This window comes from Kitasatospora sp. NPDC059160, assembly GCF_042755465.1.
In the GTDB taxonomy this organism is placed as follows: domain Bacteria; phylum Actinomycetota; class Actinomycetes; order Streptomycetales; family Streptomycetaceae; genus Kitasatospora.
The window spans coordinates 35718-57855 of sequence record NZ_JBHZCN010000061.1 but is presented as its reverse complement, the minus strand read 5'-3'; the positions used below and the strand labels follow the sequence as shown (position 1 = coordinate 57855).

The window sequence follows — 22138 nt, the reverse complement described above, 5'->3', positions numbered from 1 at the left end:
GTTCTCGCCCTCAATCACCAATGCCCAAGGAGGAACTGTCCAGATGACCACCGCACCGTGGGGCACCACCCGCATGGGGCCGTACCCCGGGTCCAGCTCGATCCCGGCCCTCACGCCCGTGATCGATCCCGAGACGCAGATCGCCGTGTTCATGGACGAGCACGGCCACACGGTCGAGATGGGTGCGCACGGCACCAGCACCGAGACCAGCACGCCCACGAGCACGGGCGGCGGCGACGGCCAGAGCGGGCAGCAGAACGCGCCAACCGACATGGACAGCATGCCCGCGATCGACCAGGACCAGGGAACGGGCTGACATGACACCGGATCGGCACCGGGCCGCCGTCCTGGTCCTGACCAACGCCTACGACGTGACAGCCGACGTAGTGCTCCGCATCCTGGCCGAACGCAGGGTCCCGGTCGTCCGGGTCGACCCCGGTGCCGATCTGCTCGAAGGTGCCCTGCTGACCGCCCAGTACCGCACGGGCGAGCAGCGGGGCGTTCTCCGCACGCCGAGCCGGGAGCTCGACCTCACCCGGGTGCGGTCGGTCTGGGTCCGCCGCCCCTCGCCCTACGAGGCACCCTCGGGGCTGGACGAGCACACGGCGAAGTTCGCCGGCTCACAGGCGTTCTGGGGCGTCGGCGGCATCCTCGCATCGCTCCCCGGAGCCCATTACGTCAATCACCCGTGGCGCATCCGCGATGCGGAGTACAAGCCCGCCCAGCTCGCCGTGGCGAGCCGGGCGGGGTTCCTGGTCCCGGACACAGTCATCACCACCGATCCCGCCGAAGCATGCCGGTTCTGCACCGACCATCCCGGTGGAGCCGTCTACAAACCCCTGTGGGACAGCCGCTTCCGCGCCGAGGACGGAACCGCACGGACCGTATGGGTATGGGAAGTCGACCCCACCGACATCACCGACGCCGTGTCCGTCTGCCCGCACCTGTTCCAGGCCAAGGTGGACAAGGCCTTCGACGCGCGAGTCACCGCTGTTGGCGACAGGCTGTTCGCGGTCCGGATCGACAGCCCCGATCTCGACTGGCGCCACCGACAGGACCTGATGACGTGCGCACCGATCGAGGTACCCGAGCCGGTCGCTCGCGCGATCACCGGCTACCTCGCCGAACTCCGCCTGGCCTTCGGTGCGTTCGACTTCGCCGTGACCGTCCGCGGCGACTGGAGCTTTCTCGAGTGCAACCCCAACGGCCAGTGGGCGTGGCAGCCCGCCGAGACCACTGCCGCGATCGCCCAGGCCATTGCCGACCAGCTGGAGAGAGGTCCCGACTCATGAGCACATCGGCGCAGCTCCGCGCAGCCCTGGTGGACAGCCTGACCGGGGAGGACAAGATCACCGAACCCGCCTGGGAGGACGCCGCCCGAACCGTCCCCCGGGAGCTGTTCGTCGGGTCGTTCTTCGTGCCGGTGCCGGGAAGCAACCCGACCGTCTACCGCCCCGTCCACCAGCACGAGCCCGGGTGGCTGGAGCACGTCTACACCAACGAAACGCTGGTCACCCAGCTCGACGGGCGGACCCGTCCCGAGGACGTGCCCGACGGGACCGCGACCGGCACCCCGTCCTCCTCGTCCACCCTGCCGTCCCTCGTCCTGCGCATGTGGCACCAACTCGGCGTCGAGCCCGGCCACCGGGTGCTGGAGATCGGCACCGGTACCGGCTACTCGACCGCCCTCGGCGCGCACCGCCTCGGGGACACCGCCATCACCAGCGTCGAGTACGACCCGACGGTGGGCGCGACCGCGGCTACGGCCATCGCCGCAGCGGGCTACGCGCCCCGGCTGGTCATCGGCGACGGACTGCTCGGCGACCCGGAAGACGGTGACTACGACCGACTGATCGCCACCTGCGCGGTCCGCTACGTCCCACCCCCGTGGCTGCACCAGGTGAAGCCCGGCGGCCGGATCCTGGTCACGCTGTCGGGCTGGTCCTTCGGGTTCGGCCTCGCCCTCCTCACCGTGACCGCCCCCGGTGAGGCCGCCGGCCGCTTCCTGCCCGGCTACACCAGCTTCATGATGGCCCGCCCCCACGACCGGCCGCCCCGCCAGAGCCTGTCCCTGCTCCCCGGAGACGAACGCCCGACCAGGATCGACCCCGAGATCATCGGCACCTGGACGGGCAGCTGGGTCGCACAGCTCGCAGCGCCCTCGGCCGAGCGGATGGGAGCCGGCGGACACCAGATCCTCTCCGACGTGGCCACCGGCTCCCAGGCCCGGACCGCGCCCGACCCGGTCGGCGGGTGGAGCGTGATCCAGCGCGGCCCGCTCCGGCTCTGGGACCAGGTGGAAAGCGCGGTCGAAGCCTGGCAGCGGGCCGGCGAGCCACACCAGGAGGGCTTCGGGATCACCGTCTCGGGCTCAGGCCAGCGCGTCTGGATCGGCCAGGAGGACGGCCCGGGCTGGAACCTCCCCATCTGAACACGCTGAACACGACGGCCCGGCTCCCCACGTGGGGAGCCGGGCCGTCACCACACTCGAAGACTCAGCCGCCGAGCTGGATGCCCGCCATGCGCTTCCACTCGTACGGGCCGGTCTTGACCTTGAGGCCCAGCTCGCCCTCGAAGTTCTCGTGCAGGGTGAGTCCGGCCAGTTCGGCGGCCCGGCGGCCGACGGCGTAGGTGGGGGCGACCTGGTCGCCCCAGGCGCCGTCCGCGCCGACCACGACGATGCGGGTGGCCACGCCGCCGACGTACTCGACGACCGCGTCGGCGCTGCCGCCGTGCTGCTGGGCGAAGCTGGTGAGGTGCTTGGCGATGCGCTTGGCGCGGCGCTCGGTGCGGGCGTCCGGCGTGGCGGCGGTGGCGGTCTCTGCGCTGCTCATGCCCGCATGCTACCCACCGGTAGAGGCGCTGGCGACGGGAGCGCCCTGTGCACCGGGCCACATACTCGGAACATGACGTTCACAGGCTGGCCGGCCGAGGCGCTGGACTTCTACGAGCACCTCGAGGCCGACAACTCCAAGACCTTCTGGCAGGCCCACAAGGCGCAGTACGACGAAGCCGTACGGGCGCCGATGGAGCTGCTGCTCGCCGAGCTGGAGCCGGAGTTCGGGCCGGGGAAGATCTTCCGCCCCAACCGGGACGTCCGGTTCAGCGCCGACAAGTCCCCGTACAAGACGCACATCGGCGCGCACCTGGAGGCCGGTGGCTACATCCAGCTCTCCGCCGACGGCCTGGCCTGCGGCAACGGGATGTACCAGCTCGCCCCGGACCAGCTGGACCGCTACCGCGCCGCCGTCGCCGAGGACGTCAGCGGCGCCGAGCTGGAGCGGGTGATCGCCGCGGTGGAGAAGGACGGCCCCCAGGTGTTCGGCCGGGACTCCCTCAAGACCGCCCCGCGCGGCTTCCCCAAGGACCACCCGCGGATCGAGCTGCTCCGCCACAAGGGACTGGTCGCCTGGCAGGAGTGGCCGCCCGCGAAGTGGCTCGGCACCCGCACCGCCCACACCCGGATCACCGCCTTCCTCCAAGCCTCCCAGCCGCTCAAGGACTGGCTGGACGACCACGTCGGCCCCTCCGAGCTACCGGCCCGGTGACGACACGAAGACAACGCGAAGAGCCCCGGTCCACCAGGACCGGGGCTCTTCGCGCAACCAGAAACGGGGGCCTTACTTCACGAACGGGTCGATCGCGCACACCACGAACAGCAGCGACAGGTAGGTGATCGACCAGTGGAACAGCCGCATCTCCTTGAGCTTGGCGCCCACGATCCCGGCCTTGGCCCGCCCGTACAGCGCGTGCGCCTCGCGCAGCCAGAACCCGCCGAGCAGCACCGCGGCGACGGGGTACAGCCAGCTCATGTGCCCGAGCGGCCAGACGGCCAGCGAGACCGCGACCATCACCCAGGAGTAGGCGACGACCTGCTTGCCGACGGCCACGTTGCCCTTGACGACCGGGAGCATCGGCACGCCGGCCCGCTCGTAGTCGTCGCGCACCTTCATCGACAGCACCCAGGTGTGCGGCGGGGTCCAGAAGAAGACCACCAGGAACAGCGCGACCGCCGCCCAGGACACCGAGTCGGTCACCGAGGACCAGCCGATCAGCACCGGCATGCAGCCGGCGATGCCGCCCCAGACGATGTTCTGCGAGGTGCGCCGCTTGAGCCCCAGCGTGTAGACGAACACGTAGAACAGCAGCGCGCCGAGCGCGAGTCCGGCGGAGAGCCAGTTGACCCCGAAGCCGAGCAACAGGGTGGAGAGGACGCCGAGCGCGATGCCGAAGACCAGCGCCTCGCGCGGGGACACCATCCCGGTGACGATCGGCCGCCGCTCGGTGCGGGTCATCAGCGCGTCGATGTCGCGGTCGATGTACATGTTGAGGGCGTTGGCACCGCCCGCCGACAGGTAGCCGCCGACCACGACCTTGAGCACCAGCAGCATGTTCGGCACGCCCTGTTGGGCCAGGAACATCACCGGCACGGTGCTCATCAGCAGCAGCTCGATGATCCGCGGCTTGGTCAGTGCGACGAAGGCGCCGACACGGGCCCCGATGGGCCGGTGCGCAGGAGTCGCCCCGGTGACCCCGGCGGGACGGGTTTCGACGGCGGTCACTAACACCCCAACTGAAGATGAAACTTCGCAGGCGTCCACAGGAACGAAGGGTCCCGAATCGTCCGCTCTGCGCGTACCACGACACCATAGACGCTCCATACATCCCAACCGGCTCCGGGGTCCCCCGGCGGGGCGGACGGCCCTCCCCCGGGTCAACCGACTGGGTGAAGCCACGAAGCGCCTCCGCCGCGTCCCCGCAACCCGCCTTGACCACCCGGGCGGCGCGCCCAGCCGAATCGGGAGAGCCTGGGACGAAAGGGATCAGAACGCCCTAGTGGGAATCACCATGCGGAAATCCCGGTTGTCCCGGCACGGAGGGTGAGCCCCGGCCCGGACGGTAGGCTCGCACGCAGAAGCGGGATCTACCCTCCGTGACCGGCACCATCCACAGTCGGGACCACAGCGCCGTGGCCGACCCGGTCCCCATTCACGGGGTCACTCTTCACAATGGAAGGAGCCCTGAGACAGGGTGAGCACTGCGCCGAAGAACGCATTCGAGTGGAGCGACCTGGACGAGCGCACGGTTGACACGGCGCGGGTCCTGGCGATGGACGCTGTCCAGAAGGTCGGTAACGGGCACCCCGGGACGGCCATGTCGCTGGCCCCCGCGGCCTACCTGATCTTCCAGCGCTTCCTGCGCCACGACCCGACCGACCCGGCCTGGGTCGGCCGCGACCGCTTCGTCCTCTCCCCCGGGCACACCAGCCTGACGCTCTACACCCAGCTGTACTTCTCGGGCTACGGCCTGGAGCTGGACGACCTCAAGGCCTTCCGCGTGGCCGGCAGCCGCACCCCGGGCCACCCGGAGCACGGCCACACCGCGGGCGTGGAGACCACCACCGGACCGCTCGGCCAGGGCATCGCCAACGCGGTCGGCATGGCGATGGCCGCCCGTTACGAGCGCGGCCTGTTCGACCCGGAGGCGGCGGCCGGCGAGTCCCCCTTCGACCACACCGTCTGGGCCATCGTCTCCGACGGCGACCTGGAGGAGGGCATCTCGGCCGAGGCCTCCTCGCTGGCCGGCCACCAGAAGCTGGGCAACCTGGTCGCCCTGTACGACGACAACCACATCTCGATCGAGGGCGACACCGAGACCGCCTTCTCCGAGGACGTCCTCAAGCGTTACGAGGCGTACGGCTGGGACGTCCAGCGGGTCACCCCGAAGGCCAACGGCGACATCGACGTCGAGGCCCTCGCCGGTGCGCTGGCCGCCGCCAAGGCCGAGACCTCCCGCCCGTCGCTGATCGCGATGCGCACGATCATCGCCTGGCCGGCCCCGGACGCCCAGAACACCGCCAAGGCGCACGGCTCCGCGCTCGGTGCCGCCGAGATCGCCGCCACCAAGAAGGTCCTGGGCTTCGACCCGGAGAAGACCTTCGAGGTCAGCGACCAGGTCATCGAGCACGCCCGTCAGGTCATCAAGCGGGGCAAGGCCGCCCGCGACCAGTGGCAGCAGGGCTTCGACGCCTGGCGCGCCGCGAACGCCCACCGGGCCGCCGAGTTCGACCGCATCCAGGCCGGCGAGCTGCCCGAGGGCTGGAAGAAGGCCGTCCCCTCCTTCCCGGCCGGCAAGGACGTCGCCACCCGCAAGGCCTCCGGCGAGACCCTCAAGGCGCTCGGCGCGGTGATCCCGGAGCTGTGGGGCGGCTCGGCCGACCTCGCGGAGTCCAACCTCACCACCATCGACGAGGACAGCTCCTTCCTCCCCGAGGGCAACCCGCTGAAGTCGGCGAGCCCGTACGGCCGGACGATCCACTTCGGCATCCGCGAGCACGCCATGGGCTCGACCATGAACGGCATCGCCCTGCACGGCAGGACCCGCGTGTACGGCGGCACCTTCCTGGTCTTCGCCGACTACATGCGCCCGGCCGTGCGCCTGGCCGCGCTGATGAAGCTGCCGGTCACCTACGTCTGGACGCACGACTCGATCGGCCTCGGCGAGGACGGCCCGACCCACCAGCCGGTGGAGCACATGGCCTCGCTGCGCGCCATCCCGGGCCTGGCCATGGTCCGCCCGGCCGACGCCAACGAGACGGCCGTCGCCTGGCGCACCGTGATCGAGCGCCAGACCAGCCACCCCGGCCCGGTCGGCCTCGCGCTCACCCGCCAGAACGTCCCGACCTTCGACCGCGAGGTCTTCGCCTCCGCCGAGGGCACCGCCAAGGGCGCCTACGTGCTGGCCGAGGCCGGCAACGGCGACCCGCAGGTGATCCTGCTGGGCACCGGCTCCGAGGTCCAGCTGGCCGTCAAGGCCCGCGAGGTCCTGGAGGCCGAGGGCATCGCGACCCGCGTGGTCTCGGTCCCGTCCTTCGAGTGGTTCCAGGAGCAGGACCAGGCCTACCGCGACAGCGTGCTGCCGCCGTCGGTCAAGGCCCGCGTCTCGGTCGAGGCCGGCATCGCCCAGGGCTGGCGCGAGCTGGTCGGCGACCACGGCCGGATCGTCTCGCTGGAGCACTTCGGTGCCTCCGCCGACTACCAGGTGCTGTTCGAGGAGTTCGGCCTGACCTCCGAGCGCGTCGTCGCCGAGGCGCACAACGCCCTGCGCTCCCTCGAAGCCGTCAACCGCTAGCAGTTCCCGCGGCCGGGCCCGAGACCCGCACGTCGACGGCCCGGCCCCTCTGACTACCCCACGAAGCAGAAGAAGACGAAGGACTGAAGCACCATGACTGACGCACTGAAGCGCCTCAGCGACGAAGGCGTTGCGATCTGGCTGGACGACCTCAGCCGCGCGCGGCTGAACTCCGGCAACCTGGCCGAGCTGGTGCAGAACAAGCACGTGGTGGGTGTCACCACCAACCCGACCATCTTCCAGAAGGCCATCGCCGGCAGCGGCGACAGCTCCTACGACGGCCAGCTGCGCGACCTCGCCGTCCGCGGGGTCACCACCGACGAGGCGATCCGCATGATCACCACCTCGGACGTGCGCGACGCCGCGGACGTGCTGCGCCCGGTCTACGACGCCTCCAACGGCCGTGACGGCCGGGTCTCCATCGAGGTCGACCCGCGTCTGGCGCACGAGACCGCCCCGACCGTGGCCGAAGCCAAGCAGCTGTGGTGGCTGGTCGACCGCCCGAACGTCCTGATCAAGATCCCCGCCACCCAGGCCGGCCTGCCGGCCATCGCCGCGGTCATCGGCCTGGGCATCAGCGTCAACGTCACGCTGATCTTCTCGCTGGAGCGCTACAAGGCCGTCATCGACGCCTACCTGACCGGCCTGGAGGCCGCCAAGGCCAAGGGCCTGGACCTCTCCCAGATCGAGTCGGTGGCCTCCTTCTTCGTGTCCCGCGTGGACACCGAGATCGACAAGCGCCTGGACAAGATCGGCGGCGACGCCAAGGACCTGCGCTCCAAGGCCGCGCTGGCCAACGCCCGCCTCGCCTACCAGGCGTACGAGGAGGTCTTCGGCTCGGTCGACGGCAGGACCGCCGGCAGCGCCCGCTGGAAGTCCCTGGAGGACGCCGGCGCCAAGCCGCAGCGCCCGCTGTGGGCCTCGACCGGCGTCAAGGACCCGGCCCTGCCGGACACCCTGTACGTCACCGAGCTGGTCGCCCCGGGCACCGTCAACACCATGCCCGAGGCCACCCTGGACGCCACCGGCGACCACGGCGTGGTCACCGGCAACACCATCGTCCCCAACTACGCCGACGCCAAGGCCGTCCTGGACGCCATCGCGGCCGCCGGCGTGGACTACGACGACGTCGTCCAGGTGCTGGAGGACGAGGGCGTGCAGAAGTTCGAGCAGTCCTGGCAGGAGCTGCTCGACACCGTCACCGCCTCGCTGGCCGCGTTCGCCAACGAGAAGTGAACCCCCGCTCACACAGCCAGCGCACGAAAGCGGAGCACACCAAGTGAGCACTGATTTCCCCGAGTTGACGTCGGAATCGGACGCGGACGACCTCCCGGCCGCCCCCGTCAACCCGCTTCGTGACCCCTCCGACCGGCGGCTCCCGCGCATCGCGGGGCCGTCCGGTCTGGTCATCTTCGGGGTCACCGGCGACCTGTCCCGCAAGAAGCTGATGCCGGCCATCTACGACCTGGCCAACCGGGGTCTGCTGCCGCCGGGCTTCTCCCTGGTGGGCTTCGCCCGCCGCGAGTGGGAGGACGAGGACTTCGCCAAGGAGGTCCACGACGCGGTCAAGGAGCACGCCCGGACCCAGTTCCGGGAGGAGGTCTGGCAGCAGCTCGCCAAGGGCATGCGCTTCGTCCAGGGCACCTTCGACGACGACGAGGCCTTCGACAAGCTCCGCGAGACCATCGAGGAGCTGGACAAGGCCCAGGGCACCGGCGGCAACTTCGCCTTCTACCTGTCCGTCCCGCCGAAGTTCTTCCCCACGGTCGTCCAGCAGCTCAAGAAGCACGGCCTGGCCGACCCGCCGCAGGGCTCCTGGCGCCGCGCCGTCATCGAGAAGCCCTTCGGCCACGACCTGGAGAGCGCCCAGGAGCTCAACAAGGTCGTCCACGAGGTCTTCCCGCGCGACGAGGTCTTCCGGATCGACCACTACCTGGGCAAGGAGACGGTCCAGAACATCCTGGCACTGCGCTTCGCCAACCAGATGTTCGAGCCGATCTGGAACCGGTCGTACGTCGACCACGTGCAGATCACCATGGCCGAGGACATCGGCATCGGCGGCCGGGCCGGCTACTACGACGGCATCGGCTCCGCCCGTGACGTCATCCAGAACCACCTGCTCCAGCTGATGGCGCTCACCGCCATCGAGGAGCCGGCGTCCTTCCACCCGAAGGCGCTGGTGGCCGAGAAGCTCAAGGTGCTCAGCGCCGTCAAGCTCCCGGCCGACCTCGGCCGGCACACCGTGCGCGGCCAGTACGCGGCCGGCTGGCAGGGCGGCGAGGAGGTGGTCGGCTACCTGGACGAGGACGGCATCAACCCGGACTCCAAGACCGACACCTACGCGGCCATCAAGCTGGAGATCAACAACCGCCGCTGGGCGGGCGTCCCGTTCTACCTGCGCACCGGCAAGCGGCTGGGCCGCCGGGTCACCGAGATCGCGGTGGTCTTCCAGCGCGCCCCGTACCTGCCGTTCGACTCCTACGCGACCGAGGAGCTGGGGCAGAACGCCCTGGTCATCCGGGTCCAGCCGGACGAGGGCGTGACGGTGCGGTTCGGCTCCAAGGTGCCGGGCACCTCCTTCGAGGTCCGGGACGTCACGATGGACTTCGCCTACGGCGAGTCCTTCACCGAGTCCAGCCCGGAGGCGTACGAGCGGCTCATCCTCGACGTGCTGCTCGGCGACGCCAACCTGTTCCCGCGCCACCAGGAGGTCGAGCTCTCCTGGCAGATCCTCGACCCGATCGAGAAGTACTGGGACGCCCACGGCAAGCCCGCCCAGTACGCGGCGGGCACCTGGGGCCCCACCGAGGCGGACGAGATGCTCGCACGAGACGGCAGGAGCTGGCGGCGGCCATGAAGATCGACCTCACCAACACGACGTCCAGCAAGATCAACGCCGCGCTGATGGAGGCGCGCCGGACCAGCGGCTCCACCGCCGCCGGCATGGTGCTCACCCTGGTCATCGTGACCGACGAGGGCAGCGCCTACGACGCCCTCAAGGCCGCCAACGAGGCCTCCCGCGAGCACCCGATGCGCACCCTCGCGGTGATCAAGCGCGCCGGCCGCTCGCCCCGGGCCCGCGCCGAGACCCGGCTGGACGCCGAGATCCTGGTCGGCTCGGACGCCGGCTCCGGAGAAACGGTCATCCTGCGCATGCACGGCGAACTCGCCTCGCACGCCCAGTCGGTGGTCCTGCCGCTGCTGCTGCCGGACGCCCCGACCGTGGTCTGGTGGCCGGACAACGCGCCGCAGCACCCGGCGCAGGACCCGCTGGGCGCGCTCGCCCAGCGCCGGATCACCGACGCCGTCACCGCCGAGTCCCCGGTCGGCCAGCTCGCCCAGCGGGCCCAGAGCTACACCCCGGGCGACACCGACCTGGCCTGGACCCGGATCACCGGCTGGCGCTCGATGCTGGCCGCCGCGCTGGACCAGCGGCCGGCCGCCGTCAGCTCGGTGGTGGTCGAGGGCGAGTCCTACAACCCCAGCGTCGAGCTGCTCGGCCTGTGGCTGCTCAACCGGCTGAACGTGCCGGTCGAGCGGGTCGTCACCGGCGGCCCCGGCATCACCGCGGTGCACCTGCGCACCAAGGACGGGGACATCACCCTGGACCGTCCGGACGGCCTGATGGGCACGCTCTCCATGCCCGGTTCGCCGGACCGCCAGGTGGCGCTCAAGCGGCGCGAGACCTCGGAGCTGATCGCCGAGGAGCTGCGCCGGCTGGACCCGGACGACATCTACTCGTCGGCCGTGCGCACGTCCGTCGAGCGGCTGCGCGAGCCCTCGGAGCAGACCGCCCCGGTGGCCGCGGCCGAGCCCGTCGCCGACGCGGCGGCCGCGGCCGCCGACGCCGCGGTGGCCGACCCGGCCCGGGTGACCGCCGACGCGGACAAGCCCGCCGCGAAGAAGGCCGCGGGCAAGCGCGCCGCCAAGGGCAGCGCATGACGGCCGCGACCCCGCAGCTGGTCGTCCACCGGGACAAGGAGCTGATGGCCCAGGCGGCCGCGGCCCGACTGATCACCCGGATCGTGGACGCCCAGGCCGCCCGCGGCACCGCCTCGGTGGTGCTCACCGGCGGCCGCAACGGCAACGCCCTGCTGGCCGCGATCGCCGCCTCCCCGGCGCGCGACGCGGTCGACTGGGGCCGGCTGGACCTGTGGTGGGGCGACGAGCGCTTCGTCCCCGCCGCCGACCCGGACCGCAACGCCGTCCAGGCCCGCGCCGAGCTGCTGGACGCCGTCCCGCTCGACCCGGCGCGGGTGCACGAGATGCCCGCCTCGGACGGGGTGGACGGCTCGGACGTGGAGGCGGCCGCCGCCCGCTACGCGGAGGAGCTGGCCAAGGCCGCCGGACCGGGCGACCGGCTCGGCGTCCCGGCCTTCGACGTGCTGCTGCTCGGCGTCGGCCCGGACACCCACGTCGCCTCGCTCTTCCCGGAGCACCCGGGCGTGCGGGAGACCGAGCTGACGGTGATCGGCGTGCGCGGGGCCCCCAAGCCCCCGCCGACCAGGGTCTCGCTCACCCTCCCGGCGATCCGGGCGGCCCGCGAGGTCTGGCTGCTGGCCGCCGGCGAGGACAAGGCGGGCGCGGTCGCGCTGGCCCTGTCCGGCCCCGGCGAGCTCCAGGCGCCCGCCTCCGGCGCGTACGGCCGCAGCCGCACCCTGTGGCTGCTGGACCGCGCCGCCGCCGAGCGGATCCCGCCGCAGCTGTACCCGCCGGCCTCCGCGTAACAGCCGTCCCGGCCGCCGCGGCCGGGACGGCGGGGAACGCCGGAAACAGCAGGAACAGCAGGAACGCCGAAGGGCGCCCCCGTCACTCGACGGGTGGCGCCCTTTGTCGTCAGCTCCTCAGATCTCGCCGCGCAGCTTGGCCAGCGCCTCGGCGAGGATCGCCTCGCCGTCGGCGTCGGTGCGCCGCTCCCGGACGTAGGCGAGGTGGGTCTTGTACGGCTCGTTGCGCGAGGGCGCCGGCGGGTTGTGCTCGTCCTGCCCGGCCGGGAAGCCGCAGCGCGGGCAGTCCCAGGTGTCCGGGATGACGGCCTCGGCGGCGAAGCTGGGGCGCGTCTCGTGCTTGTTGGCGCACCAGAAGGAGATCCTGTTGCGCGGAGCGGACTCGCCGCGCTCCGCCTCCCCCATCGGGCCTGCCCCGACCCTGCTCCCACGGATGGCGTTGCCACTTGCCACGGTCTGACTCCCTGCGTGCTGGTGCGCCGACCCGCCGCGGTGCGCGTCGGTGGCGAAAGTCGTCCTAGTGTAAGCAGGACTTAAGCCTCCGCCACCATCGCCTCCGCCCCCGACCGTCCCAGGATAGGCGCTCGGGCGACGGGGCGTCAGGGCTGCGTCAGCTCTTGTACTTCAGGACCAGGCCCAGCGCCATGATGGAGGCGAACCAGCCGATGCCGACCACGATGGTGATGCGGTCCAGGTTGCGCTCGGCCACCGCCGAACCGCCACCGGTGGACATGGCACCGCCACCGAACATGTCCGACAGGCCGCCGCCCTTCCCCTTGTGCAGGAGCACCAGCAGGATCATCAGCAGGCTGAAGATGATCAGGGCAATCGAGAACCCGAGAACCACGACCGGACCAACTCTCTCGTATCTTCGGCGACGGGGCCGGACCGCTGTCGGCGGTCCGGCCCCAAAGCCTACGTTGCTGCGGCGGCGTTAGCCTACTGCCTGCTCACGGTAGCGCACGATCTTGACGAACTCGTCGGCGTCCAGCGAGGCACCGCCGATCAGGCCGCCGTCGATGTCGGGCTTGGCCATCAGGCCGGCCGCGCTCGACGACTTGACCGAACCGCCGTACAGCACACGGACCTTGTCGGCCAGCTCGGCGCTGTACAGCTCGGCCAGGCGGACCCGGATCGCGGCGCAGACCTCCTGCGCGTCCTCCGGGGTGGCCACCTCGCCGGTGCCGATCGCCCAGACCGGCTCGTAGGCGACCACGATCGACTCGGCCTGGTCCGCCGGGACGCCCTCCAGGGCGCCGTCCAGCTGGGCCAGGGTGTGCTCGACGTGGGTGCCGGCCTTGCGGATCTCCAGCGGCTCGCCGATGCACAGGATCGGGGTGACCCCGGCCCGGTAGGCGGCCTTGACCTTGGCGTTGACGATCTCCTCGTTCTCGCCGTGGTACTGGCGGCGCTCCGAGTGGCCGATCACCGCGTAGGTGCACTGGAGCTTGGCCAGCATCGGTCCGGAGACCTCGCCGGTGTAGGCGCCGCCGTCGTGCCGCGAGATGTCCTGCGAGCCGTACTTGATCTTCAGCTTGTCGCCGAAGACCAGGGTCTGCACCGACCGCAGGTCGGTGAACGGCACCAGGACGGCGACCTCGACGGCCTCGTAGTCCTTGTCGGCCAGCGCGAAGGCCAGCTTCTGGGTGTGCTGGATGGCCTCGAGGTGGTTGAGGTTCATCTTCCAGTTGCCCGCCATCAGCGGGAGACGCTCAGTCATGTGTTTCTCAGTCCTCCAGGGCGGCGAGACCGGGAAGGGTCTTGCCCTCCAGGTACTCGAGGCTCGCGCCACCGCCGGTCGAGATGTGTCCGAAGGCGTTCTCGTCGAAGCCCAGGATGCGGACGGCCGCGGCGGAGTCGCCGCCACCGACCACGGTGAACGCGTCGCTGTCCAGCAGGCCCTGCGCGACGGCCTTGGTGCCGTTCGCGTAGTCGGGGTGCTCGAAGACGCCCATCGGACCGTTCCAGAACACGGTGCCCGCGTCGGCCAGCTTCGCCGCGTACAGCTCGCGGGTCTTCGGGCCGATGTCCAGGCCCTCCTGGTCGGCCGGGATGGCGTCCGAGGAGACGATGTCGTAGGTCGCCGGGGTCTTGCCCTTGAGGTCCGGGAACTCGGCCGAGACCAGGACGTCCACCGGCAGCACGAACTCGACGCCGCGCGCCTCGGCCCGGGCCAGGTACTCCAGGCAGACCGGGATCTGGTCCGCCTGCAGCAGCGAGATGCCGACCTCGTGGCCCTGGGCCTTGAGGAAGGTGTACGCCATGCCGCCGCCGATCAGGATCCGGTCGGCCTTCTCCAGCAGGTTGTCGATCACGCCGAGCTTGTCGGACACCTTGGCGCCGCCGAGCACCACCACGTACGGGCGCTTGACGTCCTCGGTCAGCTTCTTGAGCACGCCGACCTCGGTGGCGATCAGGTCGCCGGCGGCGTGCGGCAGCAGGGCCGGCAGGTCGTACACCGAGGCGTGCTTGCGGTGCACGGCGCCGAAGCCGTCGCCGACGTACAGGTCGGCCAGGGCGGCCAGCCGCTCGGCGAAGGCCTTGCGCTCGGCGTCGTCCTTGCTGGTCTCACCGGCGTTGAAGCGCAGGTTCTCCAGCAGCGCGACCTCGCCGCCGGACAGCGCGGCGACGGTGGCCGTGGCGGACTCGCCCACGGTGTCGGTGGCGAAGGCGACCGGCTTGCCGAGGATCTCGCCGAGCCGCTCGGCGACCGGGGCGAGCGAGAACTGCGGGTCCGGCTCACCCTTGGGGCGGCCGAGGTGGGAGGCGACGACGACCCTGGCGCCGCGCTCGACGAGCTTGGCGATGGTCGGCGCCACGGCGCGGATCCGGCCGTCGTCGGTGATCCGGCCGTCCGACAGCGGGACGTTCAGGTCGGCGCGCACGAAGACGCGCTTGCCGGCGACGTCCAGGTCTTCGATGGTCTTCACGGGTTCTTCTGTCTCCTGGGGAGATGGTTGATGCGCAGAGGCGGCACGGCGCAGGGGCCGCCTGAGAAGTCCTTGTACGCAGAACGAGGGCCCGGTCGGCACGTTGTCGCCGTCCGGGCCCTCGCCCCTACATCACGTCAGCTCCCACTGCGTCAGAGCTGGCCACCGACGAGGGTGACCAGGTCCACGACGCGGTTCGAGTAGCCCCACTCGTTGTCGTACCAGCCGAGCACCTTGACCTGGTTGCCCTGGACCATGGTGAGCTGCGAGTCGAAGATGCAGGAGGCCGGGTCGTTGACGATGTCCGACGACACGATCGGGTCCTCGGTGTAGGCCAGGATGCCCTTGAGGGAACCCTCCGCCGCCTTCTGGAAGGCCGCGTTGACCTCCTCCTTGGTGACCTCGCGCTCCAGGGTGACGACCAGGTCGGTGATCGAACCGGTCGGGACCGGGACGCGCAGCGAGGTGCCGTCCAGCTTGCCCTTCAGCTCCGGCAGGACCAGGGCGGTCGCCTTGGCGGCACCGGTCGAGGTCGGGATGATGTTCTGCGAGGCCGCACGAGCACGGCGCAGGTCCTTGTGCGGGAAGTCCAGGGTCACCTGGTCGTTGGTGAACGCGTGGACGGTGGTCATCAGACCCTTGACGATGCCGAAGCTCTCGTTCAGCACCTTCGCCATCGGCGCCACGCAGTTCGTGGTGCAGGAGGCGTTGGAGATGATGTGGTGGTTGGCGGCGTCGTACTTCTCGTCGTTGACACCCAGGACGATGGTGACGTCCTCGTCGGTGGCGGGCGCCGAGATGATGACCTTCTTCGCGCCGGCGGCGAGGTGCTTCTTCGCGGCCTCGGCCTTGGTGAAGATGCCGGTGGACTCGACGACGATGTCGACGCCCAGGGCGGCCCACGGCAGGTTGGCGGGGTCACGCTCGGCGGTCACCTTGAAGGTGTGGCCGTCGACGGTGATGCTGTCCTCGGTGTGCGAGACCTCGGCCTGGAGGGTGCCCAGGGTGGTGTCGTACTTGAGCAGGTGAGCCAGGGTCTTCGTGTCGGTGAGGTCGTTGACACCGACGATCTCGATGTCCGCGCCCTGGGCCTTGACGGCGCGGAAGAAGTTGCGGCCGATGCGGCCGAAGCCGTTGATGCCTACCCGGATCGTCACGAACCGATCTCCTCGTTAGGTACGCCGGCGCTGAGCCGACGGGGATGAGATTTGGGAAGTCCCCGACCGCCTACGACCCTACCTCTCCCGACCCTGGGAGGGCACATCGCGCCACCTGGCAAGACGTGGCGTGGCGCGTTCCGGGGCCCTCCGTCCTTGCCCCTCCGGGCCGTTGGTCCTGGTCAAGTGGTCTTGACCAATTTCGGATCCCCGTCCGACCCCCGTCCGACCCCGGACACGACGACGGCCGGTGCCCGGAATCCGGACACCGGCCGCTGCTACTCGCCCGCTCGCCTCCGGGGCGCTCTGACCCGGCGCCGACGGTCGGCTCTCCCTCGCTCGCTTCTCCCTTTCGGCACCGGCGCGCCCCTTCGACTCGGGGCGGTCCGGTCATCGACCGCGAACGATCAGTTGAGCGCCATCTCGTCGGTCAGGTTGGCCTCGGTGCTCGGCAGGCCCAGCTCGGCCGCCCGCTTGTCGGCCATCGCCAGCAGGCGGCGGATCCGGCCGGCCACCGCGTCCTTGGTCAGCGGCGGGTCGGCGAGCGCGCCCAGCTCCTCCAGCGAGGCCTGCTTGTGCTGCATCCGCAGCTGGCCGGCCGCCGCCAGGTGCTCGGGCACCTCCTCGCCGAGGATCTCCAGCGCGCGCTGCACCCGGGCGCCGGCCGCCACCGCGGCGCGGGCCGAGCGGCGCAGGTTGGCGTCGTCGAAGTTGGCGAGCCGGTTCGCGGTGGCCCGGACCTCGCGCCGCATCCGGCGCTCCTCCCAGGCGAGCACCGACTCGTGCGCCCCCAGCCGGGTCAGCAGCGCGCCGATCGCGTCACCGTCGCGGATGACCACCCGGTCCACCCCGCGCACCTCGCGGGCCTTGGCCGGGATGCCGAGCCGGCGGGCCGCGCCGACCAGGGCCAGCGCCGCCTCCGAGCCGGGGCAGGTGATCTCCAGCGAGGAGGAGCGGCCCGGCTCGGTGAGCGAGCCGTGCGCCAGGAAGGCCCCGCGCCAGGCGGCCTCGGCGTCGCAGGTGGCCCCGGAGACGACTGCCGGGGGCAGGCCCCGGATCGGCCGGCCGCGGCCGTCCACCAGCCCGGTCTGGCGCGCGAGCAGCTCGCCGTCCTTGACCACCCGGACGACGAAGCGGCTGCCGCGCCGCAGGCCGCCGGGCGCCATCACCACGAGGTCGGAGGAGTGCCCGAAGATCTCCAGCAGGTCCTTGCGCAGCCGCCGCGCCGCCGCGCCGGTGTCCAGCTCCGCCTCGATCACGATGCGGCCGCTCACGATGTGCAGCCCGCCCGCGAACCGCAGGATCGCCGACACCTCAGCCTTGCGACAGCAGGCCCGGGTGACCGGGAGCCGGCTGATCTCGTCCTTCACCGCTGGAGTCATCGCCATGGCCCGATCCTTCCATGTGTCCGGAAAATCCGGTCGTACGCGGCTGCCAACAGCTCCGGGTCGTGTCGCGGGGTGCCGTCGGTGCGGGCCACCGTGCCGAGCACCAGTGCGGCACCCATCCGCTCGGCGGCCTTCTCCAGTCCGGCCAGGTCCGCCTGGCCGAAGGCGCCGCCCGTGACGGCGCGCTCGTCCACCAGGATCGCATCCACCGCGAGGTCGGGAGCGTGGTCGGCGATGACCTCCAGGTGGCGCTGCGGGGTGAAGCCCTCGGTCTCCCCGGGCTGCGGGGCCAGGTTCAGGGTGAGCAGGCGGCGGGCGCGGGTCTCCACCAGCGCCTTGGCCAGCTCGGGCACCAGCAGGTGCGGCAGCACGCTGGTGAACCAGGAGCCGGGGCCGAGCACCACCCAGTCCGCCTCCCGGACCGCCGTGACGGCCTCCGGGACGGCCGGCGGCCCGTCCGGCAGCAGCCGGATCGACTGCACGGTGCCGGGGGTGACGGCCACGTCGGCCTGGCCGCGGACGGCGGTGAGCTCGGCCGGGCGGGCCGGGTCGTGGCCGCGCACGGTGGCCTCGATGTCCAGCGGCACCGCCGACATCGGCAGCACCCGGCCCTGGACGTTCAGCAGCCGGCCGACCCAGTCCAGCGCCGCGACCGGGTCGCCGAGCTTCTCCCACAGCGCCACGATCAGCAGGTTGCCGACGGCGTGGCCGCCCAGCTCGCCGTTGCCGGTGAAGCGCTGCTGGATCACCTCGGACCAGGTGCGGCCCCAGTCGTCGTCCCCGCACAGCGCGGCCAGCGCCTTGCGCAGGTCGCCGGGCGGCAGCACCCCCAGCTCCTCGCGCAGCCGCCCGCTGGAGCCGCCGTCGTCGGCGACGGTGACCACCGCCGTGAGGTCGCTGGTGAGCCGGCGCAGCGCGGACAGCGACGCGGACAGGCCCTGCCCGCCGCCGAGCGCCGTGATCCGGGGGGCCGGATTGGCCCGGGCGGGACTGCTCCGCGGCCGACCCGGCGACGGGCCGGCCGCCCGCTCCGCGGTCCTGCTCTGCAGCTGTCGCCCGGGCACGTATCCCGCCACAATCACCTCGCGTTCCTCGGCCCCGCCACCGGCTCCGCCGGCGGCCCGGCAGGGAAGGCGGCGGTTACTCCCGACCCATGTCACGGTGGACGAGCACCGTCTCGACTCCGTCGGCGATGAGACGCTTGGTCAGACGCTCGGACATGGCGACGCTACGGTGCTTGCCACCGGTGCAGCCTACGGCAAGCGTCATGTAGCGCTTCCCCTCCCTGCGGTAACCCTCGGTGACGATGCGCAGCAGCTCGGCGTAGCCGTTCAGGAACTCGTTGGCGCCGGGTTGCTGGAACACGTAGTCGGCGACGTCCGAGTCGGTGCCGGTACGGGCCCGCAGCTCGGGCACCCAGTGCGGGTTCGGCAGGAAGCGGCAGTCCACCACCAGGTCGGCGTCGACCGGCAGGCCGTACTTGAAGCCGAAGGACATCACGGTGGCGCGCAGCTCGGGCTCGTCGTGGTCGGCGAACTGGGCGTCCAGCTTGGCGCGCAGCTGGTGCACGTTGAGGTTGGAGGTGTCGATCACCAGGTCGGCCTCGCCGCGCAGGTCGCGCAGCAGGTCGCGCTCCTGGGCGATGCCGTCCACGATCCGGCCGTCGGCCTGCAGCGGGTGCGGGCGGCGCACGCTCTCGAAGCGGCGGACCAGTGCGTCGTCGGAGGAGTCCAGGAAGACCACCCGGAGCCGGACGCCGCGCTTCTCCAGCTCGTCCAGCGAGGTCAGCAGGTCGTCGAAGAACTGGCGGCCGCGGACGTCCACGACGACGCCGATCCGGGCGACGTTGCCCTGGGAACGGGCGCCCAGGTCGACCATGGTCGGGATCAGGGCCGGCGGCAGGTTGTCCACCACGAACCAGCCCAGGTCCTCCAGGCACTTCGCGGCGGTGGAGCGGCCGGCTCCGGACATGCCGGAGATGATCACCAGCTCCGGTGCGTTCTCGGCCACGTCTGACACGGTCACTTCGGTTCCCCGCTCTCGGTCTTTCTGCTGGGGAGAACGCGCACGGCACGGCCGCCCTTCCCCGTCCCGGACAGTCCGGCGGGGTCGGGGCGCGCCGACAGACGGGCGGCGTCGGCCGTCATGGCGTCTCCTGGGATGGTGCGGTCTGGGGTGCTGCGGCCACCGGCTCGGCGGCCTCGTCGGCCCCGTCCTCGATGATCTCGCCGGTCGCGGTGTTGACCGCGGGTGCGGCGGGTGTACGGGACGACAACGCCGCCGCAACAGTTTCCGCGGTGCGGCGCCCGATGCCGGGTACCGCGCAGAGTTCGTCGACGGTGGCGGCCCGGAGCCTCTTCAGCGAGCCGAAGTGCTTGAGCAGCGCCTGGCGGCGAGTCTCGCCGAGGCCCGGGACGGAGTCCAGTTCCCCGGCGGTGAGTCGCTTGGAACGCTTGGCGCGCTGGTAGCCGATCGCGAAGCGGTGGGCCTCGTCGCGGACCCGCTGGAGCAGGTAGAGGCCCTCGCTGGAGCGGGGCAGCACGACCGGGTCGTCCTCGCCGGGCAGCCAGACCTCCTCCAGGCGCTTGGCGAGGCCGCACAGCGCGACGTCGTCGATGCCGAGTTCCTCCAGCGCCCGCTGGGCGGCGGCGACCTGGGGCTGTCCGCCGTCGACCACCAGCAGCTGCGGCGGGTAGGCGAAGCGCTTGGGGCGGCCGTCCTCGGTGCGCGGTCCGTCGCCCGGCTGGTCCTCGTCGGGCTCCTCCGGGACGGCCCACTCGCCGGTCTGCTCGCGCTCCTGGAGGTAGCGGCGGAAGCGGCGGCTGATCACCTCGTGCATCGAGCGGACGTCGTCCTGGCCCTCGAAGCCCTTGATCTGGAAGCGCCGGTACTCGCTCTTGCGGGCCAGGCCGTCCTCGAAGACGACCATGGAGGCGACCACGTCCTCGCCCTGGAGGTGGGAGATGTCGTAGCACTCGATCCGCAGCGGGACGGAGTCCAGTTCCAGCGCGTCGGCGATCTCCTGGAGGGCGCGGCTGCGGGTGGTGAGGTCGGAGGCGCGCTTGGTCTTGTGCAGGGCCAGCGCGTGCTGGGCGTTGCGCTGCACGGTGGCCATCAGGTCCTTCTTGTCGCCGCGCTGCGGGATCCGCAGGTCGACCTGGCTGCCGCGCAGTCCGCTGAGCCATTCCCGGACGGGGGCGGCCGGTTCGGGCAGGGCGGGGACGAGCACCTCGCGCGGGACGGACTCGTTGCGCTCGTCCGGGCCGGCGCCGCCGTAGAGCTGCTGGAGGGCGTGCTCCACCAGGCCGGCGGTGTCCACGTCCTCGACCTTGTCGGTGACCCAGCCGCGCTGGCCGCGCACCCGGCCGCCGCGGACGTGGAAGATCTGGACGGCGGCCTCCAGTTCGTCCTCGGCCACGGCCAGCAGGTCGGCGTCGGTGGCGTCGGCGAGCACGATGGCGTTCTTCTCCATCGCGCGCTTGAGGGCGCCGATGTCGTCCCGCAGCCGGGCCGCCTTCTCGTACTCCATCTCGACCGCGGCCTCCTGCATCTGCTCTTCCAGCCGGCGCAGGTAGTTGCCGGTGCGCCCGGCCATGAAGTCGCAGAAGTCCTCGGCCAGCGCCCGGTGTTCGTCCGCGGAGACCTTGCCGACGCAGGGCGCGGCGCACTTGCCGATGTAGCCGAGCAGGCAGGGGCGGCCGACCTGCCGGGCGCGCTTGAACACGCCGTTGGAGCAGGTGCGGACGGGGAAGACGCGCAGCAGCAGGTCGACGGTCTCGCGGATGGCCCAGGCGTGCCCGTAGGGGCCGAAGTAGCGCACGCCCTTCTTGTGCGCCCCGCGCATCACCTGGACCCGCGGGTACTCCTCGTTGAGGGTGACGGCGAGCTCCGGATAGCTCTTGTCGTCGCGGTACTTGACGTTGAACCGGGGGTCGAACTCCTTGATCCAGGAGTACTCCAACTGGAGCGCCTCGACCTCGGTGGCGACCACGGTCCACTCCACCGAGGCGGCGGTGGTGACCATGGTCGCGGTGCGCGGGTGCAGGCCGGCGAGGTCCTGGAAGTAGGACGACAGCCGCGGCCGCAGGCTCTTGGCCTTGCCGACGTAGATGACCCGGCCGTGGGCGTCACGGAACTTGTAGACGCCCGGGGAGGTCGGGATCGCGCCCGGCGCCGGGCGGTAGGTGCTCGGGTCAGCCATGGGTCCACCGTACCGAGTTCGGCTGCACGTCGATCAACTGCTTCAGCTCGGAGTGACCTTGAGGTTCCCGCCCTCGACCGTGACGGCGTAGGAGGGCAGCGGGCTGGGGGCCGGGCCGTCCTGCACCGCGCCGTCGGCGATGGCGAACCGGCTGCCGTGGCAGGGGCACTGGATCTGCTGGTTCTTGACCTGGTCCACGACGCAGCCGGCGTGGGTGCACTTGGCGCTGAACGCCTTGTACTGGCCGGCGGTCGGCTGGGTGACGACGATCTTCTGCTCGCGGAAGACCTTGCCGCCGCCCTCCGGGACGGCCGAGGCGGGGCCGAGGTCCACCGGGCCCTTGGCGGCGCCGCCGGTGTCCGAGGAGCCGGCGGACGAGCCGCAGCCGGTGACCGCCACGGTGCCGCCGGCCGCCAGCACGGCCGCGGCTCCGCAGAGCAGGGTGCGCCGGGAGGTGGCGGGGCTGGTCTCGGGGGCCTCGGACATCGGTGCGCTCCTACGGTGTGCTGCTGCTGCGAGGGACCACGGAAGTCTATGCCGCACCCGCCCCGCCGCTCCCGGGATGTCCGGGGGCGGCGGGACGTCCGGGAGCGGCAGGGCGGGC

General features: G+C 71.5%; 21 protein-coding genes. 9 read left to right on the top strand and 12 right to left on the bottom strand.

Annotated elements, in window-relative coordinates; translation table 11 throughout:
* From tgmA to tgmC, 3 genes are all read left to right on the top strand, one after another.
* Positions 1–316 (top strand): putative ATP-grasp-modified RiPP (gene tgmA / locus ACFXOZ_RS25135; RefSeq protein WP_380592769.1); only part of this gene is annotated, 316 nt, incomplete at its 5' end.
* A gap of 1 nt (position 317) precedes the next feature.
* Entirely contained in the window at positions 318–1292 is a 975-nt protein-coding gene (gene tgmB / locus ACFXOZ_RS25130; protein WP_380592767.1) for an ATP-grasp ribosomal peptide maturase, read from the top strand.
* Positions 1289–2431, top strand: a complete 1143-nt coding sequence (tgmC, locus tag ACFXOZ_RS25125) for an ATP-grasp peptide maturase system methyltransferase (RefSeq protein ID WP_380592765.1) — start codon at positions 1289–1291, stop codon at positions 2429–2431. The genes tgmB and tgmC overlap by 4 nt, the downstream gene beginning before the upstream one ends.
* Before the next feature lie 64 nt (positions 2432–2495).
* Here the strand turns inward: tgmC and ACFXOZ_RS25120 are convergent, their stop codons facing one another.
* Positions 2496–2834: a hypothetical protein gene (locus ACFXOZ_RS25120; RefSeq protein WP_380524163.1), complete on the bottom strand. Its 339-nt coding sequence runs from the start codon at positions 2832–2834 to the stop codon at positions 2496–2498.
* Positions 2835–2906: 72 nt separating this feature from the next.
* Between ACFXOZ_RS25120 and ACFXOZ_RS25115 the strand changes: the two genes are divergently transcribed.
* Positions 2907–3548 (top strand): DUF2461 domain-containing protein, encoded by a 642-nt coding sequence (locus ACFXOZ_RS25115; RefSeq protein WP_380592763.1) that lies wholly within the window; start codon positions 2907–2909, stop codon positions 3546–3548.
* A 72-nt stretch (positions 3549–3620) separates the two neighbouring features.
* Here ACFXOZ_RS25115 and ACFXOZ_RS25110 read toward each other — a convergent pair whose 3' ends face one another.
* The gene (locus ACFXOZ_RS25110; RefSeq protein WP_375888386.1) at positions 3621–4568 is read right to left on the bottom strand and encodes a heme o synthase; all 948 of its coding nucleotides are present in this window, start codon (positions 4566–4568) and stop codon (positions 3621–3623) included.
* A 463-nt stretch (positions 4569–5031) separates the two neighbouring features.
* Here ACFXOZ_RS25110 and tkt point away from each other — a divergent pair, with 463 nt between their 5' ends.
* From tkt to pgl, 5 genes are all read left to right on the top strand, one after another.
* Entirely contained in the window at positions 5032–7131 is a 2100-nt protein-coding gene (gene tkt, locus ACFXOZ_RS25105; RefSeq protein ID WP_380524168.1) for a transketolase, read from the top strand.
* Positions 7132–7224: 93 nt separating this feature from the next.
* A complete protein-coding gene (gene tal, locus ACFXOZ_RS25100) occupies positions 7225–8367 on the top strand; it encodes a transaldolase (protein WP_375888380.1) in 1143 nt (380 codons plus the stop codon).
* Between the two features lie 64 nt (positions 8368–8431).
* Positions 8432–9988 carry a glucose-6-phosphate dehydrogenase gene (gene zwf / locus ACFXOZ_RS25095; protein ID WP_375888493.1) on the top strand — a complete coding sequence of 519 codons (1557 nt, stop codon included), beginning with the start codon at positions 8432–8434 and terminating at the stop codon, positions 9986–9988.
* A complete protein-coding gene (gene opcA / locus ACFXOZ_RS25090) occupies positions 9985–11073 on the top strand; it encodes a glucose-6-phosphate dehydrogenase assembly protein OpcA (protein WP_375888378.1) in 1089 nt (362 codons plus the stop codon). Before zwf ends, opcA begins: the two co-directional genes overlap by 4 nt.
* A complete protein-coding gene (gene pgl / locus ACFXOZ_RS25085) occupies positions 11070–11858 on the top strand; it encodes a 6-phosphogluconolactonase (protein ID WP_375888375.1) in 789 nt (262 codons plus the stop codon). Before opcA ends, pgl begins: the two co-directional genes overlap by 4 nt.
* Before the next feature lie 117 nt (positions 11859–11975).
* Here the strand turns inward: pgl and ACFXOZ_RS25080 are convergent, their stop codons facing one another.
* From ACFXOZ_RS25080 to ACFXOZ_RS25035, 10 genes are all read right to left on the bottom strand, one after another.
* Positions 11976–12263 (bottom strand): RNA polymerase-binding protein RbpA, encoded by a 288-nt coding sequence (locus ACFXOZ_RS25080; RefSeq protein ID WP_030308030.1) that lies wholly within the window; start codon positions 12261–12263, stop codon positions 11976–11978.
* Between the two features lie 205 nt (positions 12264–12468).
* A complete protein-coding gene (gene secG / locus ACFXOZ_RS25075) occupies positions 12469–12705 on the bottom strand; it encodes a preprotein translocase subunit SecG (protein ID WP_350509343.1) in 237 nt (78 codons plus the stop codon).
* 87 nt (positions 12706–12792) lie between these two features.
* The gene (gene tpiA / locus ACFXOZ_RS25070) at positions 12793–13578 is read right to left on the bottom strand and encodes a triose-phosphate isomerase (protein WP_375888370.1); all 786 of its coding nucleotides are present in this window, start codon (positions 13576–13578) and stop codon (positions 12793–12795) included.
* A gap of 7 nt (positions 13579–13585) precedes the next feature.
* Positions 13586–14788, bottom strand: a complete 1203-nt coding sequence (locus ACFXOZ_RS25065; RefSeq protein ID WP_375888367.1) for a phosphoglycerate kinase — start codon at positions 14786–14788, stop codon at positions 13586–13588.
* A gap of 152 nt (positions 14789–14940) precedes the next feature.
* The gene (gene gap / locus ACFXOZ_RS25060) at positions 14941–15945 is read right to left on the bottom strand and encodes a type I glyceraldehyde-3-phosphate dehydrogenase (protein WP_375888364.1); all 1005 of its coding nucleotides are present in this window, start codon (positions 15943–15945) and stop codon (positions 14941–14943) included.
* Positions 15946–16352: 407 nt separating this feature from the next.
* The gene (whiA, locus tag ACFXOZ_RS25055) at positions 16353–17333 is read right to left on the bottom strand and encodes a DNA-binding protein WhiA (RefSeq protein ID WP_188308910.1); all 981 of its coding nucleotides are present in this window, start codon (positions 17331–17333) and stop codon (positions 16353–16355) included.
* On the bottom strand, positions 17324–18409 hold the full coding sequence (gene yvcK, locus ACFXOZ_RS25050) for a uridine diphosphate-N-acetylglucosamine-binding protein YvcK (RefSeq protein WP_380396336.1): 1086 nt from the start codon (positions 18407–18409) through the stop codon (positions 17324–17326). Before yvcK ends, whiA begins: the two co-directional genes overlap by 10 nt.
* A gap of 64 nt (positions 18410–18473) precedes the next feature.
* Positions 18474–19358 carry an RNase adapter RapZ gene (gene rapZ, locus ACFXOZ_RS25045; protein ID WP_375888361.1) on the bottom strand — a complete coding sequence of 295 codons (885 nt, stop codon included), beginning with the start codon at positions 19356–19358 and terminating at the stop codon, positions 18474–18476.
* A gap of 118 nt (positions 19359–19476) precedes the next feature.
* Positions 19477–21534, bottom strand: coding sequence for an excinuclease ABC subunit UvrC (gene uvrC / locus ACFXOZ_RS25040; protein ID WP_375888359.1), 2058 nt, complete (start codon positions 21532–21534; stop codon positions 19477–19479).
* Positions 21535–21576: 42 nt separating this feature from the next.
* Complete coding sequence (locus ACFXOZ_RS25035; protein ID WP_375888356.1) at positions 21577–22020, bottom strand: Rieske (2Fe-2S) protein; 444 nt, start codon at positions 22018–22020, stop codon at positions 21577–21579.
* Positions 22021–22138 lie beyond the last annotated feature (118 nt).

Bases quoted from the DNA above. Each gene is read 5' to 3' on its own strand.
- tgmB (WP_380592767.1), top strand. From the start codon at position 318: ATGACACCGGATCGGCACCGGGCCGCCGTCCTGGTCCTGACCAACGCC.
- tgmC (WP_380592765.1), top strand. From the start codon at position 1,289: ATGAGCACATCGGCGCAGCTCCGCGCAGCCCTGGTGGACAGCCTGACC.
- ACFXOZ_RS25120 (WP_380524163.1), bottom strand. From the start codon at position 2,834: ATGAGCAGCGCAGAGACCGCCACCGCCGCCACGCCGGACGCCCGCACC.
- ACFXOZ_RS25115 (WP_380592763.1), top strand. From the start codon at position 2,907: ATGACGTTCACAGGCTGGCCGGCCGAGGCGCTGGACTTCTACGAGCAC.
- tal (WP_375888380.1), top strand. From the start codon at position 7,225: ATGACTGACGCACTGAAGCGCCTCAGCGACGAAGGCGTTGCGATCTGG.
- opcA (WP_375888378.1), top strand. From the start codon at position 9,985: ATGAAGATCGACCTCACCAACACGACGTCCAGCAAGATCAACGCCGCG.
- pgl (WP_375888375.1), top strand. From the start codon at position 11,070: ATGACGGCCGCGACCCCGCAGCTGGTCGTCCACCGGGACAAGGAGCTG.
- ACFXOZ_RS25080 (WP_030308030.1), bottom strand. From the start codon at position 12,263: ATGGGGGAGGCGGAGCGCGGCGAGTCCGCTCCGCGCAACAGGATCTCC.
- tpiA (WP_375888370.1), bottom strand. From the start codon at position 13,578: ATGACTGAGCGTCTCCCGCTGATGGCGGGCAACTGGAAGATGAACCTC.
- whiA (WP_188308910.1), bottom strand. From the start codon at position 17,333: ATGGCGATGACTCCAGCGGTGAAGGACGAGATCAGCCGGCTCCCGGTC.
- uvrC (WP_375888359.1), bottom strand. From the start codon at position 21,534: ATGGCTGACCCGAGCACCTACCGCCCGGCGCCGGGCGCGATCCCGACC.
- ACFXOZ_RS25035 (WP_375888356.1), bottom strand. From the start codon at position 22,020: ATGTCCGAGGCCCCCGAGACCAGCCCCGCCACCTCCCGGCGCACCCTG.